Annotated in this window: 13 protein-coding genes; 5 read left to right on the top strand and 8 right to left on the bottom strand. The window is 67.6% G+C overall.

Annotated features, from left to right (window positions below; translation table 11 throughout):
• Nucleotides 1-63: 63 nt before the first annotated feature.
• The 3 genes from ASC89_RS27115 to ASC89_RS27105 are packed head-to-tail and all read right to left on the bottom strand — an operon-like array spanning nt 64 to nt 3,652.
• A complete protein-coding gene (locus ASC89_RS27115) occupies nt 64-2,181 on the bottom strand; it encodes a xanthine dehydrogenase family protein molybdopterin-binding subunit (RefSeq protein ID WP_056004005.1) in 2,118 nt (705 codons plus the stop codon).
• A complete protein-coding gene (locus ASC89_RS27110; RefSeq protein ID WP_056004002.1) occupies nt 2,178-3,131 on the bottom strand; it encodes a xanthine dehydrogenase family protein subunit M in 954 nt (317 codons plus the stop codon). The genes ASC89_RS27115 and ASC89_RS27110 overlap by 4 nt, the downstream gene beginning before the upstream one ends.
• Nucleotides 3,128-3,652, bottom strand: a complete 525-nt coding sequence (locus ASC89_RS27105; protein WP_082533643.1) for a 2Fe-2S iron-sulfur cluster-binding protein — start codon at nt 3,650-3,652, stop codon at nt 3,128-3,130. The genes ASC89_RS27110 and ASC89_RS27105 overlap by 4 nt, the downstream gene beginning before the upstream one ends.
• Before the next feature lie 311 nt (nt 3,653-3,963).
• Here ASC89_RS27105 and ASC89_RS27100 point away from each other — a divergent pair, with 311 nt between their 5' ends.
• The 4 genes from ASC89_RS27100 to ASC89_RS27085 are packed head-to-tail and all read left to right on the top strand — an operon-like array spanning nt 3,964 to nt 10,158.
• Nucleotides 3,964-5,964 (top strand): DUF5107 domain-containing protein, encoded by a 2,001-nt coding sequence (locus ASC89_RS27100; protein WP_056003996.1) that lies wholly within the window; start codon nt 3,964-3,966, stop codon nt 5,962-5,964.
• On the top strand, nt 5,964-6,824 hold the full coding sequence (locus tag ASC89_RS27095; RefSeq protein ID WP_056003993.1) for a hypothetical protein: 861 nt from the start codon (nt 5,964-5,966) through the stop codon (nt 6,822-6,824). The genes ASC89_RS27100 and ASC89_RS27095 overlap by 1 nt, the downstream gene beginning before the upstream one ends.
• Complete coding sequence (locus ASC89_RS28300) at nt 6,824-8,869, top strand: ROK family protein (protein ID WP_082533640.1); 2,046 nt, start codon at nt 6,824-6,826, stop codon at nt 8,867-8,869. The genes ASC89_RS27095 and ASC89_RS28300 overlap by 1 nt, the downstream gene beginning before the upstream one ends.
• On the top strand, nt 8,866-10,158 hold the full coding sequence (locus ASC89_RS27085; protein ID WP_056003988.1) for a class II D-tagatose-bisphosphate aldolase non-catalytic subunit: 1,293 nt from the start codon (nt 8,866-8,868) through the stop codon (nt 10,156-10,158). Before ASC89_RS28300 ends, ASC89_RS27085 begins: the two co-directional genes overlap by 4 nt.
• Nucleotides 10,159-10,321: 163 nt before the next feature.
• Here the strand turns inward: ASC89_RS27085 and ASC89_RS27080 are convergent, their stop codons facing one another.
• Nucleotides 10,322-11,260 carry a threonine/serine dehydratase gene (locus ASC89_RS27080; protein ID WP_056003985.1) on the bottom strand — a complete coding sequence of 313 codons (939 nt, stop codon included), beginning with the start codon at nt 11,258-11,260 and terminating at the stop codon, nt 10,322-10,324.
• Entirely contained in the window at nt 11,257-12,279 is a 1,023-nt protein-coding gene (locus ASC89_RS27075) for a succinylglutamate desuccinylase/aspartoacylase family protein (protein WP_056003981.1), read from the bottom strand. Before ASC89_RS27075 ends, ASC89_RS27080 begins: the two co-directional genes overlap by 4 nt.
• A gap of 174 nt (nt 12,280-12,453) precedes the next feature.
• Between ASC89_RS27075 and ASC89_RS27070 the strand changes: the two genes are divergently transcribed.
• Nucleotides 12,454-13,380: an IclR family transcriptional regulator gene (locus tag ASC89_RS27070; protein WP_056003977.1), complete on the top strand. Its 927-nt coding sequence runs from the start codon at nt 12,454-12,456 to the stop codon at nt 13,378-13,380.
• A 188-nt stretch (nt 13,381-13,568) separates the two neighbouring features.
• On the opposite strand, the gene ASC89_RS27065 is transcribed toward ASC89_RS27070, so the two are convergent.
• The 3 genes from ASC89_RS27065 to ASC89_RS27055 are packed head-to-tail and all read right to left on the bottom strand — an operon-like array spanning nt 13,569 to nt 15,723.
• Entirely contained in the window at nt 13,569-13,925 is a 357-nt protein-coding gene (locus tag ASC89_RS27065; protein ID WP_055877047.1) for an L-rhamnose mutarotase, read from the bottom strand.
• Nucleotides 13,922-14,797: a carbohydrate ABC transporter permease gene (locus ASC89_RS27060; protein WP_055877045.1), complete on the bottom strand. Its 876-nt coding sequence runs from the start codon at nt 14,795-14,797 to the stop codon at nt 13,922-13,924. Before ASC89_RS27060 ends, ASC89_RS27065 begins: the two co-directional genes overlap by 4 nt.
• Nucleotides 14,794-15,723, bottom strand: coding sequence for a carbohydrate ABC transporter permease (locus ASC89_RS27055; protein WP_055877041.1), 930 nt, complete (start codon nt 15,721-15,723; stop codon nt 14,794-14,796). Before ASC89_RS27055 ends, ASC89_RS27060 begins: the two co-directional genes overlap by 4 nt.

Genomic DNA, 15,723 nt, shown 5'->3' with positions numbered 1-15,723 from the left:
CCGAAGGCCTCACCGCGGGGTGAGGGGCGCCAAGCGCGCCGCCCCCTCATGGCGCCTGCACCGTCAGGGCAACCCCGGCAACAGCTTCGCCAGCGTGATCGGAAAATCCCGCACCCGCACGCCCGTGGCGTTGTACACCGCGTTGGCCACCGACCCCCCTGTCCCGCCGGCCCCCAGTTCGCCGATCCCTTTCACCCCCAGGTGGTTGGCCTTGTCGTCGAAATCCTCGAGCATGATGGCGTCGATCGCGGGGATATCGGCATGGGTCGGGATCAGGTACTCGGCGAAATCGCCGTTGACCCAGTGGCCGTGGCGCGGGTCGAGCACTCCGGCTTCCTGCAGGGCGGCGCTTACCCCCCAGATCATGCCGCCGATCAGCTGCGAGCGCGCCGTCTTGGCGTTGAGGATGCGGCCGGCCGCAAACACTCCGAGCATCCGCCTCAGCCGCACTTCGCCGGTGTCGATATCGACCCCGACCTCGGCGAAGGACGCGCCATAGGTATATTGCGCGTGGGTGCGGTAGTTCGGGTCGTCCTTGTTATCGAGCGTCTTGCCGATCTCTTCGATGCCGTCGGGGAAATGCCGGCGCACCTCCGCAAAGATGTCGTTGTAGCCAGTCCCCGCCACCACTGCGATCCGCGCTCGCAGCTCGGCGGCGGCCCGGTCGGCGGCGACCGTGGTGTTGGCTGCACCCCACGAGCCGCCGGCGCCATTGCCCTTGGGGTGCTTGGTGTGCGCCAGCTCCACCTTGATCTGCGACATCGGCACGCCCAGCGCCTCCGCCACCACCTGCGCCACGATGGTGTAGGTGCCGGTGCCGATATCGGTCATGTCGGAGCGGACGATCACAAAACCGTCCGGCTCGATCCGCACCAGCACCTCGGCTGACGTCTGGTAGTGCCCGCGCATCGACGAGGCGACGCCGTAACCGACCAGCCAGCGCCCATCGCGGCGGCTCGCCGGGCGGGTCGGCCGGTCGCGCCAGCCGAACTGCTCGGCCCCTTCGCGGAGGCAATCGGCCAGCCGCCGCCCGCTCAGCGGCAGCCGCTTGTCGGGGTCGATCTGGGTGTCGTTCCTGAGCCGCAGCTCGATCGGATCCATGCCGAGCTTTTCGGCCAGTTCGTCCATCGCCGATTCCAGCACCATCAGCCCCGGCAGCTCGCCGGGGCCGCGCACCGGCTCGCCCGGCTGCACATCGAGGGCCTGGTGCGCCTGCCGGGTGAGCCGGTTGGGCGAGGCATAGAGGGCTTTGCCCACCGATGAGACGCCTTCGTCCCAGGCGTCGTCAGTGCGCACCTGGATCAGTGCATCATGGCCGAGCGCGGTCAGCCGCCCATCGGGTGTCGCCGCGAGCCGCACCCGGCTGATCGAGGCCGGCCGGTGCCCGACCAGCGTAAAGATTTGCCGCCGGGTCAGCATCAGCTTGACCGGCTGGCCCAGGGCCATCGTCGCGAGCGAGGCCAGCACCGCCTCGCAATGCAGCACGATCTTCGAGCCGAAACCGCCGCCGACATAAGCGCTGTCGATGCTGATGGCGCCGGGGTCGAGGCGCAAGGTCTTGCCGAGCCCGGTGGTCAGCTGGTTCACCATCTGGGCGGTGAGATAGAGATGGAGGTGCCCGTCGCGCCAGTCGGCGATACACGCGTGGAGCTCCATCGGCTGCGAGAAGTGGTAAGGCGTGCTGTAGGTCTCCTCGAGGGTCACCGGCCCCTCGCGCATCGCCTGGTCGATATCGCCCGCCTGCGACGGCCGCCGCCAGTTGAGGTCCGGCCCGAACCCGCTGAGCGTAAATGCTCCGGGTTCGAGCTCGTATTCCACCGCGATCAGCCCGGCCGCCGCCCGCGCCTCCTCAAAGCTCTCGGCCACCACGAAAGCGATCGGCATGCCGTAGTAGTTGATCCGGTCGCTGGCGAGCTCGGGCCGCGTCCGGTCCATCATGTCGCCTTCGATGCCCTCAGCCGGCCCCTGCTCGGGCGCATTCTCATGCGTCCAGACCAGCCGCACGCCCGGTGCCGCCTCGGCCGCCGCGATGTCGATCCGCGCCACCCGACCCCGGCCGATGCCGGCGCCGAGGATGTAGCCATGGAGCGTCGGTCCGGCATCCTGCCGCTCGGCCGAATAGGCGGCCCGACCGGTGACCTTGATCGGCCCATCGGTGCGGCTGATCCCCTGCCCGATCATGACCGGACCTCCGTCGCCTGCGCCAGCGTCGCCTTCAGGGTCCGTCGCGCCAGTGGCAGCTTGTAGGCGTTGTCTTCGGTGGGCGTCGCCCCTGCCAGCGCCAGGTCCGCCGCGAGATCCGCGTCGTCTCCGCCCTCCGCCACCTCGACCCGCCAGGGTTTTGCCGCCAGCCCACCAAAGGCCAGCCGCACGATCTGCCCCTCCTCAGCCACCAGCGCCACCGTGAGGTTGGCGAAGGCATAGGAGGCCCGTTCCCGCACCTTGCGGTAAAGCTGCACCCCGCCAAGCGGCGCTGGCAGCGTCACCGCGGTGATCAGCTCGCCCGGCTCGAGCGCCGTCTCGATATCGGGCCGGTCGCCCGGCAGCCGGTGGAACGCGGCGATCGGGATCGACCGCGCCCGCCCGCCCGCTCCCACCGTCTCGACCGTCGCATCGAGCGCCCGAAGCGCCACGCACATGTCCGAGGGGTGGGTGGCGATACAGGCATCGCTCACCCCGAGCACCGCGAGGTTGTGAGTCAGGCCACCAATGGCAGCGCAGCCCGAGCCGGGGCGCCGCTTATTGCAGGGCATATCGGTATTGTAGAAATACGGGCACCTTGTGCGCTGCATCAGGTTGCCCGCCGTCGTCGCCTTGTTGCGCAACTGCCCCGAGGCGCCCGACACCAGCGCCCGCGCCAGCACCGCATAATCGCGCCGCACCCGCCGGTCCGCCGCAAGGTCGGCGTTGCGCACCAGCGCCCCGATGCGCAAGCCGCCCTCCGCCGTCGGCTCGATGGTATCGAGCCCCAGCCGGTTGACGTCGATCAGGTGCTGTGGCGCTTCGATCCCGAGCTTCATCAGGTCGAGCAGGTTCGTGCCACCGGCGATGAACCGCGCCCCCGGCCGCGCCGCCGCGGCCTCCACCGCCTCGCCCGGGCTCGCCACCCGCTCATAGCTGAACGGCTTCATGCGCCTTCTCCCAGATAATCGCGGATCGCCGCCATGATGTTGGGATAGGCGGCGCAGCGGCAGAGATTGCCGCTCATCCGCTCGCGGATTTCTGCGTCGCTCAACGGGATCGGCGCTTCGAGATCGCCGGTGACATGGCTCGGCACCCCCGCCCGGATCTCTTCGATCACGGAGAGCGACGAGAGGATCTGCCCCGGCGTGCAATAGCCGCACTGGAAGCCGTCATGCTCGATAAACGCCGCCTGCATCGGGTGCAGCGCCTCGGGCGTCCCCAGCCCTTCGATGGTCGAGATCTCGTCGCCTTCATGCATCACTGCGAGGCTGAGGCAGCTGTTGATCCGCCGCCCGTTCACCAGCACCGTGCAGGCGCCGCACTGCCCCTGGTCGCAGCCCTTTTTGGTGCCGGTGAGCAACAAATGCTCGCGCAGCGCGTCGAGCAGCGTCACCCGTGGATCGAGCGTGAGCGTGCGGGTTTCGCCGTTGACGCTCAGCGTCACCGGCAGCCGGGGCGTGGCAGTCATGGATTCCCCCCTCAAGAAAAGCACCGGTGAGCCTAGAGCGGTTTTGGGAAAAAGCCAGTGCTCGTGGAGGAATTGCGAGGACGGTGTTTGCGGCCTCCCCCCTCCCAACCTCCCCCACAAGGGGGGAGGTGCCGCTCTGCGTGTATGGCACGATCCAGCCCAACTCACCGGCCCCACACCTCCCCCTTGATGGGGGAGGCCGGGAGGGGGTGGGGCCGCAGGCACAGGCGGATGTAGTTTCACAAACATCGATGTTGCAAAACTACAAACACCGTATACTTTCGCCGCGCTTGCACGACCGGGAGGCGCCAATGACCAAGACCAAGATCACCAGAACGTCGCACGCATTACCGATGTCGAACCTGGGCGGGCCGAGCACCCTGCCCCGTTTCCGCTGGCAGCAGCCCACCCTCGACAAGAATACCCCGCCCAATCGCGGCCTCACCGACGAGGAAAACGCCCACGGCTTCAACTGGGGCAAGGATTCGATCCTGCCCTACCGGGTCTACGACGATTACGATCGCTCGCAGGAGCCGGGCGAGATGCCGCTGGTGACGCTGGAGAACGGGCGACTGCGCGTTTCGGTGGCGCCGCAATATGGCGGCCGCCTGATGGAGCTGCACGACCTGAAGCTCGGCCGCGACCTGGTGTTCACCAATCCGGTGTTCCAGCCGGCCAACCTCGCCGCACTCAACGCCTGGTTCTCGGGCGGCATCGAGTGGAACGGCCTGATCCCCGGCCACACCCCCTTCACCACCGCCCAGGTCTTTGCCGGCAGCATCGAAACCGACCGCGGCCCGGTGCTGCGCATCTACGAGTTCGACCGCATCGTCGAAGCCACCTGGCAGATCGACCTGTTCCTGCCCGATGACGACGACCGGCTCTATGTGCATGGCCGCATCGTCAACAATACCGATGCGACCAAGCTCGCCTATTGGTGGACCAATGTCGCGGCGCCGATGTCGAAGGGGATGCGCGTCCTCGCTCCCGCCGATTACTCGATCGAGCACGTGCTGCCCAATAACGAGCTGGCCCGTTTCCCTTTCCCCGATCCCGATCGTTTCGACGGCTCCTATCCGGACAAATGGCGCGACTCGACCTCGGTATTCTTCCGCAAGCCCGATGCGGAGCGGCTGTTCATTGCCGGGCTCGATGCCGATGGCGTCGGCCTCGCCCAGACCGCCACCTCGGCGCTGCAGGGCAGAAAATTCTTCTATTTCGGCACCGGCGCCGGTGGCCAGCAATGGATGGACTACCTGGCCAAGCCCGGTGAGGGCGATTATATCGAAATCCAGAGCGGCATCGCCCCGACGCAGAACCAGCGCTTCGAATTGCAGCCCAACAGCGAAGTGCACTGGACCGAGGTCTATGGCGCGCTGAGCGTCGACCCCACCGACGTGCATGCCGCCGATTACCAGCGCGCCGTCGGCGCTGCGGCCAGGGCGATCGACACCCGCTTTCCCGCGACCGAGCTCGCCGATGTCGACGCCTTCCTCACGGCAGTGTCGCGCCAGCCGCTGACCCGGCGCCTGAGCGACGGTTCGCCCTGGGGCGCGCGCCAGGAAAAGCTCACCGGCAGGCCGCTCGCCCAGGGCCTCGATTTCACCGTGCCTCACCCGACCGATTGCTGGGACGAACTCGCGACCAGCGGCCGCTTCTCCGAGGCAAGCCTCAAGCGCGTGCCGGCCGATTTCGCCGTCTCGCCCCTCTGGGTGGCGGCGCTCGAAAAGAGCCGCGACAAGCAGGGCGAGACCTGGCTCCACGCCCTGCTGCTCGGCATCGCGACGCTCGACAATGGCGATCGTGATGCGGCGCGCGCCCTGTTCGAGCGCTCCATTGCGCTTAAACCCACCTGGCTCGGCCGCCGCCAGCGCGCCCTGGTCACCAGCGATCCCGATGCCGCCGACCGCGATTATCTCGCTGCATGGGCCAGTGGCGACGCGCCGCCAGCATTGGCCGCCGAGATCGTCAGCCTCCTGGTCAAGCACGGCCGGCTGGAGCGGCTCCGCGCCTTTGCTTCGGGCCTGCCGGCCTCGGCGCTCACCGACGAGCGCGTGCATCTGGGCCGCGCCATGGTGGCGGCGTCGGAGGGCGATCTCGACCTGCTCGAACGGCTGCTCGACCGCCACTTCGCCACGGTGCGCGAAGGCGAGAACCTGCTCGACGAGCTCTGGGTTGCCCTGCAGCGCGGCCGCCTGCAGCACGCGCTGAAGCGCGCGCCCTCTCCGGCCGAGCTGGCCGAACGGCTGCAGCAGCATCCGGTGCCGGCGCATCTCAACTTCCGCATGCGGGCCGTCGACGAGGTGAAGTAATGGCGGCACTGGAGCCCACGGCCCCGACGTTGATCCAGTCGATCTCGCTGGGGCTCGGCGGCTACAACAAGGCGTTCCAGCTGGTGGGCGGGTACCTGCTCGCGTCGCCCGAGGCCTTCATCCGCGAGCCGCTGCAGGAGATCGCTCGCGCCGCCGCCGTGAGCGAGCCCACCGTGCTGCGCTTCTGCCGCCAGTTCGGCTTCAAGGGTCTGCCGGATTTCCGCATCGCGCTGGCCATGTCGCTGGCCCGCGAAGCGCAAGGGGCGTTCATCGACCCCGGCGTCAGTGACAAGGCCGTGGTGAACCTTGCCGCCAAGCGCGCCATTGCCCGCTTCGCCCTGTCGCTGGTCGGCGACGACCGCTCGATCATCATCGATTCCGGCTCGACCACCCAGCTCTTTGCCGAGAACCTCAGGGCCGCCAACCCGCTGGTGATCATGACCACCGGCCTCAACATCGCCGAGGCGTTCCGCGGCGCCAGCCAGCATACCGTCATGCTGCCGGGTGGGACGGTGCGCTTCGAATCCAACTCGCTGTCCGGCCGCATGGTCGAGAGCACACTCGGCGGCATGCGCTTCGACACCATCTATCTGGGCGCCGACGCCATCGACCCGGTACTGGGGCTTTCGACCTTCAACGAGGCCGAAGCGCACCAGAACGCCGCCATGGTGGCGGTAAGCCAGCGGGTGATCGTCCTTGCCGATTCCACCAAATTCCGCGCTCCGGCCCTGCACCGGATCTGCGAACCCGACCGTATCCACGCCGTGATCACTGACACTGGCCTTGCCGATGACACCGCCGCCCTGCTCGAGCAGCATGGCGTCGCCGTTCACCGGGTCGAGCCGGAAGGAAGCACCTGATGACCAACGCCGCATTTCCCGCCACCGACCTCGACCGTTGGGCCACCACCCGGGAGATCAAGCGCCAGCCGGCGATCTGGCGCAGCTTCGGCCCGCGTCTCGCGACCATCGCCGCGGAGGTAACGGCCTGGATCGCCGAGCGCCGGCCGGATGAGGTGTGGTTCTGCGGCGCCGGTACCTCGGCCTTTGTCGGCGAGACGCTGGCGAGCTACCTCAACACCGCGCCCGGCCCGATCCGCTTCCGCGCCATCCCCTCGACCGACCTGATTGCCGCACCACGCAACTACCTCAGGCCCGGCATAAAGCTCCTCGTGGTGTCGTTCGGCCGCAGCGGCAACAGTTCCGAGACCATCGGCACGCTCGACCTGCTCGCTGCGCACGCGCCGGAAGCCGATCGCCTGCACATTACCTGCAACGCCAATAGCGCGCTGGCCCGCACCGACAATGCCGGGCCGGGAGAGCTGCGCAACATCGTGCTCCCGCCCGAAACCGACGACAGCGGCTTCGCCATGACGTCGAGCTACACCACCATGCTGCTGACGGCGCTCGCCGTATTCGACCCCGCCCCGCCGGCACCGGTTGCCGAGCTCATGGCCCGGCTGGCCGACGGCGCCGAGGCGCTGCTATCAGGACAGCTGGAGCGGCTGATCGCATTGCCCATGCCGGAACGTGCCGTGTTCCTCGGCTCGGGCCCGCTCACCGGCTCGTCGCGCGAGAGTGCGCTGAAGGTACTGGAACTGGCGGCCGGCCAGATCCCCACTTCATGGGATTCGACCCTCGGCTTCCGCCATGGCCCCAAGGCCATCACCAATGGCCGGACGCGGGTCTTCGTGCTGCTCTCCTCCGACCCGCACACCCGCCGCTACGACACCGACCTCGCCACCGAGGTCGCGGCGCAGTTCGGCGCCGATGTGGTGCTGCGGCTCGGCGACCCCGCTGATGGAGCCGACATTCCGGTGCCGTCGGTCGGCAACGATGCCTGGTCGTCGGTGCTCTACGTCATGGTGGCGCAGCTCTTGTCGGTGATCTGGTCGCACAAGCTCGGGCTGACCGTCGACAACCCCTTCGCCTCGGGCAACCTCACCCGGGTCGTCGCCGGAGTAAAGCTTTACCTGCTGCCCGCGACTGGCCCGCAGCTGTTCGGCGCCCTCGATGTCGGCGGCACCAAGATCGAGGCGCGGCTGTTCGATAACAAACTGGACGTCATCGAGCGCCAGCGCTTCCCCACCGCCAAGGGCAGTTATGACGAACTGCTGCAGGCGCTTGAAGGCGCGGTCGGCTGGCTCGACCAGACTGCCGGCACCAAGGTGCAGCTCGGCGTCGGCCTTCCCGGGTTGATCGATCCGGCCACCGGCATCTCGATGACTTCGAACGTCCCGGCCACAGGCCACACCCTCAGCGCCGACCTCTCGGCCCGCATCGGCCGCGCCATTCCAGTCGAAAACGACTGCAAGTGCTTTGCCCTCTCCGAAGCCAATGGCGGCGCCGGGGCGGGTTATCGCACGGTGTTCGGCCTGATCCTCGGCACCGGCGTCGGCGGTGGCGTCACGGTCGATGGCAAGCTCGTCGTCGGCCACAATGGCCTGCCCGGTGAGGTCGGCCATTTCGGCCTCCCCGCCGAACTGGTGCAGCGGCACAACCTGCCGATCGTCGCCTGCGGTTGTGGCCGCACCGGCTGCTACGAGACGCTGCTCTCCGGCCCCGGCATGGGCCGCATCGCCAAACACCTCACCGGCGAGACGGTCGACTCCGCCGCCATCGTCGCCCGCGCTGCCGCCGGCGACGCAGCGATGCGCCAAGTGCTCGACATCTGGTTCGATATCCTCGGCGAACTGATCCACACCATCCAGCTCACCATCGACGCCGATTGCGTGGTGATCGGCGGCGGCCTCTCCAATATCGATGGCCTCGTCATCGAACTGTCGCGGGTCTTCGCGCCCAAAATGCTGCCAGGGGTACGCCAGCCGGCCTTCGCCACGGCCCGCTTCGGCGATGCCAGTGGCGTCCGCGGCGCCGCCATGCTGGTGGCGGGAGCTCGCAAATGAGGGAACTCCGCGATCTCATCGCCCGCAACCGCAGGGGCTCGGGCGAGGCCTTGCCCTCGGTCTGCTCCGCCCATCCGGATGTGCTCGCCGCCTCGCTGCTGCTGGCCGATGAATGGGACGTGCCGCTGCTGATCGAAGCCACCAGCAACCAGGTGAACCAGTTCGGCGGCTATACCGGCATGACGCCGCCGGACTTCATCAGCTTCGTCCGCGGGATCGCCGCGCGCAGCGGCGTCGACGCCAGCCGCGTGCTGTTCGGCGGCGATCACCTGGGCCCGCAGGCCTGGCGCGACCAGCCCGCCGACATCGCCATGGCCAATGCCCGCGATCTCGTCGCCGCCTATGTGAAAGCCGGCTTCACAAAGATCCATCTCGATTGCTCCGAGGGCTGCGCCGGCGAGCCCGCCGCGGTCGGCGATGCGCTGAGCGCGGCACGCGCCGCCGACCTCGCCGCGGTCTGCGAAGCCGCGACCACCGCCCCCTCGTCGCTGAGCTACATGTTCGGCACCGAAGTGCCGCCCCCCGGCGGCGCCCGCGCCGAAGAGGGCCCCATCGGTATCGCCCCCACCGAGCCGGCTAATGCCCGCGCCACCATCGCAGCGCATCGCGACGCCTTCGCCGCGCTCGGGCTCGAGCACAGTGCCTGGCAGCGCGCCGTCGGCCTCGTGGTGCAGCCGGGCTTAGAGTTCGCCCCCGACCACATCCACCGCTTCGACACCACGTCGCCCGACCTGCTGTCGCCGGTGCTCGAGGGCCATGACGGGCTGAGCTTTGAGGCGCACTCCACCGACTACCAGTATCCGGACGTCTTCCCGGCTTTGGCGCAGCGCCACTTCGCCGTGCTGAAGGTCGGCCCCGCCCTCACCTTCGCCTACCGCCAGGCCGTTTACGCGCTGGATGGCATCGCAGGCTGGCTGGCCCCCGATGCCACGCGCCAACCGATCGCCCCGGTGATGGAAGCACTGATGCTGGACAACCCCAGGAACTGGGCCAAGCACTATGCCGGCGACGCCGCGACGCTGAAGCTGCTCCGCCATTTCAGCTACGCCGACCGCATCCGCTATTACTGGGCCCAGCCACAGGCGACGGCAGCAGTCGGGCAGTTGCTGGCGGCACTGGGTGGAGACAAGCCACCAGCTCCGGTGCTCGAGCAGTACTTCGCGCCGGAGGTGATCGCGCGAGCCGAGCGGCTGGAAAGCCGGCCGCCCGATTGGGCCAGGGCGCTGATCTACGCAGAGGTGCAGACGGCGCTGGTGCCGTATTTCGCGTGTATCGGGGTCGCGACATAAGCCCAACACTTCCGCCGGTGCGGGCTGCCCCCCACCCTTGATCCCTCCCCGCAAGGGGGAGGGAGACGCAGACTGATATGCCGGTGTGAGGGTCTCCCTCCCCCTTGCGGGGAGGGGACAGGGGTGGGGGTCCACAGCCACCAGCGGCAGCAGCGACGAGCCGCTAAGCAATCCCCTCCGGCCCAGCCCCGCACACCAGCGCCCCCACCGACGTCCCGGCCCCATACGCCACCCGTCCGGTCATCAGCGCCGCCACTGCCGCTGCCCCGCTCAGATCCGCGGCAATGCCAAGTTCGAACCACAGCCAGCGGCTGGCTTCCAGCATGTCTTCGTCGCTGAGCAGCACCACGTCATCGACCACTGACCGCACCACGTCGAACACCGCGGGGTCAGTTTCGGCGCAGCTCATCGTGGCGATGCGGCTCGTTACTTCCTTGAGCCGCACCACGTGCCCCGCATCGAGCGAGGCCTTGAGCGTCGGCGAACCCGTGGGCTCGATGCCGATGATTTTCACTGATGGCTTCAGCGCCCTGATCGCGACACCCATGCCCGAGACCAGCCCGCCGCCGCCGATGGCGACCAGCACCACGTCGAGATCGGGCACATCGGCGAGCAGTTCCAGCGCCGCCGTCCCCTGCCCGGCCATCACCGCCGCATCGGCGAAGGGGTGGAAATACGCCGCGCCATGGGTTTCGGCGAAGGCGAGCGCGTGGAGGTTGGTCTCGTTCCACACCGCGCCCGTGATCTCGACCGTCGCACCCCAGCGCTTCAGCTTTTCGACCTTCGCCGCCGTGATGTTCTCGGGCACATAAATCGTCGCCGTCACCCCGGCCAGCTTCGCCGCCCGGGCTACGGCCAGCCCGTGGTTGCCGCCCGAGGCGGTGACGATGCCACGCGCTAAGGCTTCCGGCGGCAGCGACAACAGCTTGTTGGTGGCGCCGCGCGCCTTGAACGAGCCGGTGGCCTGCAGGTTCTCAAGCTTCAGCGACAGCTTTGCCGGCGTGAGCGGCGCGGACAAAGCCCGCACCTCGATGGTCGGGGTGCGCCGCACATGCGGCGCGATGCGGGTGGCAGCGGCGTTGATATCGGCGAGCGTGATCATGCTGCTGGCGCCGTGTACGGGGAAGCAACGACGAAGCAGCAATTGCCCGGCCGCACCCGGCCCGGCTGGCGGCGGCCATAAAGGATGCCGCTGGCCCGGTAGTGCAGTTCAACCGGCGTGCGCCCCGGATTGGCGAGGAAATGGATGCGGCCGGCCAACTGCCCCGCCTCCACCGCGGTGCCGAGCTTATGCAGCGGCTCATACACCCCGTCATCCTCGGCGATCACATGCGCCCTGGGGCCGAGATCATAGAGTTTCGGCTCGGCCGCCACCGGGCTCGCCATCCTCGCCGGCAGTACGCCCAGATGCGCCAAGACGTTGCGCACGCCGCGCCGGCAGAGCGCCAGGGCATCGACCGACACCGTGCCGCCGCCGGCCATCTCGGTGCCGATCACCGTCATCCCCTGCAGCGCCGCCGAAGCGGTGGCAGTGCGCGGGTCGCCACGATTGTCGATCACCACAGCGATTTCGGTGCCGAACGCCTTGGCCGCCGCGACGTTGGCCGCATGCTGCTCGGGCGTCGCGCCCGGCTCGATCACCGAGCTCGGGATGATATCGAGCGAAGAGCCGCCCGAATGGAGGTCGATGAACGCATCGCCCATCGGGAAGATCACGTCGTTCACATAGGCCGCGATCTGCCGCGTCGTGGTGCCGAGCGGGTCGCCCGGGAAGGTACGGTTCATGTTGATTTCGTCGATCGGCGAAGTGCGCCGCGCCGCGTTCACGGCCGGCAGGTTGATCGCCGGAATGAAGATCAGCCGGCCCTGGACATCGGCCGGGTCGAGCTCGCGGATCAGTTCGCCCAGCGTGATCGGGCCCTCATATTCGTCGCCATGGTTGCCGCCTTCGAGGATCACTGTCGGGCCCACCCCGTTCTTGATCACCGCCACCGGCACCGGCACCACGCCCCAGGCATCGTCATGCACCGACAGCGGGATGTGGAAAAACCCGACCTGCTTGCCCGGCTTGTCGAAGTCCACCGTCGCGGTGGCCAGCTTCTGTGAAATGTTGCGGTCCATGTTCTGCTCTTGGTCGTGATGTCGGGGTTGCCCACGGCCCCTAAAGCCTGGACAAATTTTACAGGTGATAGTCTACGTTCTCTTGTGATAGTCGATGCGCCGTGCGCCGTGCCGTCCCGGCTCTTGCGCTGCAGCATCGGCTCTGCCACCAGAATGCCGAGGGAGACCAATTGAATGGCCAGAACCGGACGCCCTGCCGCGGCAGCGACGACGCCCGAAAAGCCCGTGAAGGCAGCGCGCGCGAAGCCGGCGACCAAAGCCGCCGACAAGACCGCCGACGCCGGCGACAAGCTCGCCTATGGCGTGCCGGCGCTGGAAAAGGGGCTCGACGTGATCGAGCTCCTCGCGACGCAGTCGAAGGGCATCACCCAGAGCGAGATCGCGCAGCTGCTCGGCCGCTCGCTGCAGGAAGTCTACCGCGTGGTGATGGCGCTCGAGCGGCGCGGCTACATCCAGCGGCGGCCGGGCGAGGATGGGTTCTTCCTCTCCAACCACCTGCATGTGCTGGCCAACCAGTATCCGCCGATGCGCCGGCTGCTCGATGCGGCGCTGCCGATCATGTACTCGACCTCGATCGCCGCCTATCAGGCGCTGCATATTGCCATTCTCGATCGGCTGGCCATCCGCGTCGTGGCGCAGGTCGATAGCCCCGCCCCTCTCGGCTTCCGCCTGCGCGTCGGCACCCAGAACCCGGCCGCGTCGACCGCTTCGGGCCGCCTGCTGCTGGCCTTCCAGCCGCCGGCAATCCGCGATTGGGTGATGGCCGAGATCGAGCGCACCGCCCCCGAAACCGACATGGTGGCGCTGAAGCGCCGGGTCGAAACGCTGCACCGCACCGGCTACGAAATCATCGCCGGCGAAGGCCTGCAGGGCATCACCGATGTGAGCTTCCCGATCCTCGACGCCAACGGCCATGCGCTCGCCGTGCTGACCATGCCGTATCTGCCCTCGAGCAAGGAGCGGGTGTCGCTGGAAACGGCCAGCCGCGCCCAGTTCGCGGCCGCCAAGGCCATCACCCAGCTGTTCGACGGCACGCTGATCGAGCCGAACTTTCCATTGGCTCCGATCCGCGAAAAACGGCCGCCGGCGCGGCCGACTTGAGAGGCTATCGATGATGGCGTGGGGATAGTTCTGTTCGCACAGAGTGCCCCCCACCCTGTCCCTCCCCCGCAAGGGGGGAGGGGACGCCCCCACCGGCGCCAGTGTTTTGGTCTCCCTCCCCCTTGCGGGGAGGGGACAGGGGTGGGGGTACGTTTCCCGCACCGCCCTATCAGCCGCGATTACACAACTCATCGCGTCGTCTCCCCGACCCGATGCGCGAACACCTCGTCGAGCCACAGCGGCTCGCCCGCGGTATCGCCGATCTCGAGGAATATCTCCGCCATCGAAGCCGTCCAGGCCCGCTGCACGTCCGACACAGCAGTCGCCGCCGACGCAGCACGAAATCCGTCGCGTGCCCGCATGCGGCAGACAACGATCTCCGCGTGCCGCCAGATCTGGTAGTCATAGATCCCGGCCGCATCGATCAGCTCCAGGATCTCCGGCCACACCGCGCGGTGCTTTTCGTCATAGGCCGGGCCCATGCCGGGCTTCAGCCGGTAGATGTAGAGGAACGCCTCACCCGGCGCCGTATCGCGAGCCGTCATTTCACCGCCCCCGCCAGCGCGCCCGACAGGATCTGCCGCTGGAACAGCAAGTAGACGATCATCACCGGCAGCAGCGCAACGATCAAACCGGCGCTGATCAACGGAATCGACACGTCATACTGGCCCGAGAGCAGTGCCACCCCGACCATCAGCGTGGTCTTGTCCGAGCCGCCCATGATCACCAGCGGCAGCAGCAGGTCGTTCCACATCCAGACGAAGTTGAGGATCGAGAGCGCGGCGATTGCCGGGGTCGAGATCGGCAACATCATCTGGAACAGGATGCGCAACTCCCCTGCCCCGTCGATGCGGGCAGCCTCGATCAACTCATCGGGAATGGCGCGGAAGAACGCCGCCAGCATGTAGGTGCTGATCGGCAGCCCGAACGCCGCATAGGAAAAGATCAGCCCCTGGTAGGTACCGCCCAGCCCCAGATCGAGGATGGTCTCGTAGAGCGGATAGATTACCACCTGGCTGGGGATCACCAGCATGGCGATGATGAACAGGAAGATCAGGTTGCCGCCTTTGATGCGGAGCTTGGTCACCGCATAGGCGATGAACAAGGCCGCCACGGTGGAGAGCAGCAACCCGCCGCCGGTGGTGATGATGCTGTTGAACAACAGCCGCGGCACATCCATGCGCACGAACGTCTCGGCATAGTTCTCGAAGCTGATGTCGAGCGGCAGCCCGAGCGGGTTCTGCGCATAGCCGATGCGGGTTTTCAGCGAGTTGAGGACGGTGAACACCAGCGGGTAAAGCGCCACCACCGCCACCACCACGAGGATGAAGGTCACCAGCCACTTGACGATGCTGCGAACCAACGGGTTGCTGCCCGGCGCGACTTCATCGGTGGCGGCGTCGGAAACCAGGCTCATTTGCTGGCCTTTCCTTCGGCATACATGCGCCGGACCACGAAAGCCGAGACGATGGCGGCGAACACGAACAGCGCCATGCCGATCGCCGCGCCCTTGCCGCGATTGAGGAACTCGAAGGTGGTGGTGAACACCAGGTATTCGGGCAGCATGGTGGCGCTGCCCGGCCCGCCGCGCGTCAGCGCATAGATCAGCGGGAACATCCAGATCAGCATCGATGAGGTGCAGAGCACCGTCCAGTAGCCGATCACCGGCTTAAGCAGCGGCGTGACGATCTCGATCAGCAGCCGCCAGAACCCGGCGCCATCGAGCCGCGCCGCCTCGATCACCTCGTCCGGAACGGTCGAAAGGCCCGAGAGATAGGTGAGGACGCCGAGCCCGAAAAAGCTCCACAGCGCCACCGCGGTCAGCGAGAACAGCGCGCTCGTCGCCCCATTGAGCCACTCGATGGCGAGAGGCGCGAGGCCGATGAAAATCAGGAAGGCATTGAGCGGCCCATCGGGCGCGAGGATCTGCCGGAACATGATGCCGACGACGATCGGCGCGATCATGTAAGGCAGGAAATACACCGCCCGAAACAGCTTCCAGCCGGGCGAGCGCTGGAAGATTAACAGCGCCAGCACCAGCGGCAGGAAGATCCATACCGGCAGCGTCACGAACACCAAGGCCGCGTTCTTGAACGAGGTGACGAACACCGGGTCTTTGAACATCGAGGCGTAGTTGGCGAGGAAGGCAAACTTCGGCTCCTCGAAGCCGCGCGTATGGTAGAGGCTGAGGATGAACGCCCGGACCAGCGGCACCAGCTTGAAGACCACCGCCAGCGCAATGCCCGGCACCACCAGCGCGATGCCGAGGATCAGCTCCGGCCGCATCCGCCGTTTTTTCGCCCGCGTCAGGCCGCTGCTCGATGACTGGTGGATCTGGGTCAT

The sequence above is a fragment of the Devosia sp. Root413D1 genome (genome assembly GCF_001425235.1).
In the GTDB taxonomy this organism is placed as follows: Bacteria; Pseudomonadota; Alphaproteobacteria; order Rhizobiales; family Devosiaceae; genus Devosia_A.
Note: the sequence above shows the minus strand (reverse complement) of the source record. Positions and strands in the feature narration are given on the sequence as shown.

What these genes read in the sequence shown, in the direction of transcription:
- ASC89_RS27115 (WP_056004005.1), bottom strand. Translation starts at nt 2,181, where the DNA reads ATGATCGGGCAGGGGATCAGCCGCACCGATGGGCCGATCAAGGTCACC.
- ASC89_RS27110 (WP_056004002.1), bottom strand. Translation starts at nt 3,131, where the DNA reads ATGAAGCCGTTCAGCTATGAGCGGGTGGCGAGCCCGGGCGAGGCGGTG.
- ASC89_RS27105 (WP_082533643.1), bottom strand. Translation starts at nt 3,652, where the DNA reads ATGACTGCCACGCCCCGGCTGCCGGTGACGCTGAGCGTCAACGGCGAA.
- ASC89_RS27100 (WP_056003996.1), top strand. Translation starts at nt 3,964, where the DNA reads ATGACCAAGACCAAGATCACCAGAACGTCGCACGCATTACCGATGTCG.
- ASC89_RS27095 (WP_056003993.1), top strand. Translation starts at nt 5,964, where the DNA reads ATGGCGGCACTGGAGCCCACGGCCCCGACGTTGATCCAGTCGATCTCG.
- ASC89_RS28300 (WP_082533640.1), top strand. Translation starts at nt 6,824, where the DNA reads ATGACCAACGCCGCATTTCCCGCCACCGACCTCGACCGTTGGGCCACC.
- ASC89_RS27085 (WP_056003988.1), top strand. Translation starts at nt 8,866, where the DNA reads ATGAGGGAACTCCGCGATCTCATCGCCCGCAACCGCAGGGGCTCGGGC.
- ASC89_RS27080 (WP_056003985.1), bottom strand. Translation starts at nt 11,260, where the DNA reads ATGATCACGCTCGCCGATATCAACGCCGCTGCCACCCGCATCGCGCCG.
- ASC89_RS27075 (WP_056003981.1), bottom strand. Translation starts at nt 12,279, where the DNA reads ATGGACCGCAACATTTCACAGAAGCTGGCCACCGCGACGGTGGACTTC.
- ASC89_RS27070 (WP_056003977.1), top strand. Translation starts at nt 12,454, where the DNA reads ATGGCCAGAACCGGACGCCCTGCCGCGGCAGCGACGACGCCCGAAAAG.
- ASC89_RS27065 (WP_055877047.1), bottom strand. Translation starts at nt 13,925, where the DNA reads ATGACGGCTCGCGATACGGCGCCGGGTGAGGCGTTCCTCTACATCTAC.
- ASC89_RS27060 (WP_055877045.1), bottom strand. Translation starts at nt 14,797, where the DNA reads ATGAGCCTGGTTTCCGACGCCGCCACCGATGAAGTCGCGCCGGGCAGC.
- ASC89_RS27055 (WP_055877041.1), bottom strand. Translation starts at nt 15,723, where the DNA reads ATGACCCAGATCCACCAGTCATCGAGCAGCGGCCTGACGCGGGCGAAA.